Below are 2,060 nucleotides of genomic sequence, written 5' to 3'. Positions count from 1 at the left end.
CGAAGCGTCTTTTCATCTTCTGCCGTAAACATTGCTCGCAGCACGCGGCCGTTGTAGCCGTAAAAATGCAAAAGGTTCTCACCAATCGCCTGACCCTCGCGGTCGCAATCAGTGGCAATGATAACTTGATCAGCACTGCTTAAAGCACGCTTGATTTTATCAAGGCGCTCACCCTTACCACTGGTTCTGTCAGCAACCAACCCATACCGGCCACCTTGCGGGCGCAGCAGCTCTGAAGACCAGGCTTTCCAATCCGGATTAGCCTCATCAGGAGATTGAAGACGCAGCAAATGTCCTTGTGCCGCCAGCACCTCTCCATATCGAGATCCAACGGCCTTCATGACATTGCGGGCTTGCGAGGGTTTTTCTGTAATGACGATTGATTTCATGGTGCCCCATGCAACTAAAATGGTTCATTTTGCGCGTGCTCGAAAAGGTGATTTCTTGAAAGTCTTCAGAGCGGAGGAGGCAACCCCAGTCCAAATTTCAATCATCCAGATTCTACTTGAACAGTCCGGAGCTGCAAGCACAATTCGACCAGGACGGTCGCAGGCTCAAGCTTTTGGCTCTGACTGTAAGACTGACACACGAGCCCGCCAGATGGAGCGGACGGTTTCAGGTCTTCTTTAACCTGCCATCACAATCAATTCTTGAACAAGAGGTTAAGGTGGTGGGCCTATACGGGGTGTGACTACGGGATCGGCACGGCGGCAACGCTGCGCTACGCCTTGTTGCTCACCCTTCGCCCCACGCTTTGCCGCTGCGCGCTACTTAAAACACGCCTGCGGCCTGTTTTAATAGGCTTGCAATTGGGTGCTATGCACCCGCTTTGAGAATAGAAACGGGAGAAGTGGCTATCCTTGCCGGGTGACCAGATCGGGTTGAAGGTTGAGGGCAGGAGGGAAGGTCGCGGATCTCAACTTGAAGAGGGTGTATGTGGCTGAGTGAGAAATGACACCCTAAGCGATTTCGGGAGCTATTCTTTTTGTCAGACATAATCGACCCTTAGAACAGTGTTTGGGCTCGTTGCACTTGAAAGCAAAAAGCATTGAGTGCGTCCAACAAAAGTACGCAAACCACCACAGAACATTGAGGCGGGACCGCGAGGCAGATCAGAGAGGGAAGAAAAATGAGAAGGCCTATAAAATAGCAAAGAAGGATCGAGGCAAAGTCTCTGAAAATTTAGGGCAGGGGTTTTTACTTCAGATCTCAAATGGGGGCACAAACAATGAAAGCCCAGGTGATCTTCAGGCCATGAAATGAGCAAGGAAAGTGAAAGATCTCGCGGAAGGGAAGATTTTAAAAACAGATTTTAAAGCGGGTAGCGAACTTAAGAGGTTCTAAGATCTGGAGTTGGCTCAGGAGTTCACAAGTTGGTTGCAATGTAAGCTGCAGAAAAATAACGAACAAGGTTTTGAGTGCTGGTTGTAAGATGACTATCTGATGTATCTAACTGATAATAATGGTGAAATATAAGAGACTTCATAGTCTCATTGTTTTGAAAATGAAAAGATGGGCCAATCGTATCTGAAGTTCGATCTGAAACGAGATCTCGAAACTTACCAGTTGCATAGCGCGGGCTCAGGTGAACTGATGTGGCTTCCTCTGAATTCGAAATATATTAAGTATATCAACCTGTTAATGCGTATCTCTGAAAATATACATTTAGTGATGCTTGTGGCGTTTGAACAGCTTGTGAAGCTTGATTAGCGTTATTTTTCAAGTCTGTAAGTCGTGTTTTTGGAAGGCTGGTATGAGTTGCTGGACCGTAAGATGGGTGATCACGATGAGTAAGAGCTTCTGAATCTGACCTTTGCTGAAATAATATCTGATGGAATCTTGCGCCGTATTTTAGAGCATAAGAAACGATAGGGCAGGGGCACGTCTGCTGTGCAGACCGGGCCTGTCCACGCGCCTTTGGCGCTTACCAAGCCACACACCTCCACACTTAAGGTCTCATAATTTCCCCCTGCCGTCTCTAACGAGCCAGCAACGGCAAAACTCAACCTAAAGCGCTCCACTGTCTGTCTCGGCCATGCGGGGACTGTCCCTCGTGCAAA

1 protein-coding gene is annotated in these 2,060 nt (G+C 48.3%); it reads right to left on the bottom strand.

Annotated features, from left to right (window positions below; all coding sequences use genetic code 11):
• On the bottom strand, window positions 1-389 hold a 389-nt coding region (locus PsAD26_RS05490; RefSeq protein WP_244278163.1), incomplete at its 3' end, for a toprim domain-containing protein.
• Between the last annotated feature and the right edge of the window lie 1,671 nt (window positions 390-2,060).

It is taken from the genome of Pseudovibrio sp. Ad26 (assembly GCF_001623285.1).
Classification (GTDB): Bacteria; Pseudomonadota; Alphaproteobacteria; order Rhizobiales; family Stappiaceae; genus Pseudovibrio; species Pseudovibrio ascidiaceicola.
The sequence above is the reverse complement of the archived record's forward strand: the minus strand, read 5'-3'. Positions and strand labels throughout refer to the sequence as shown.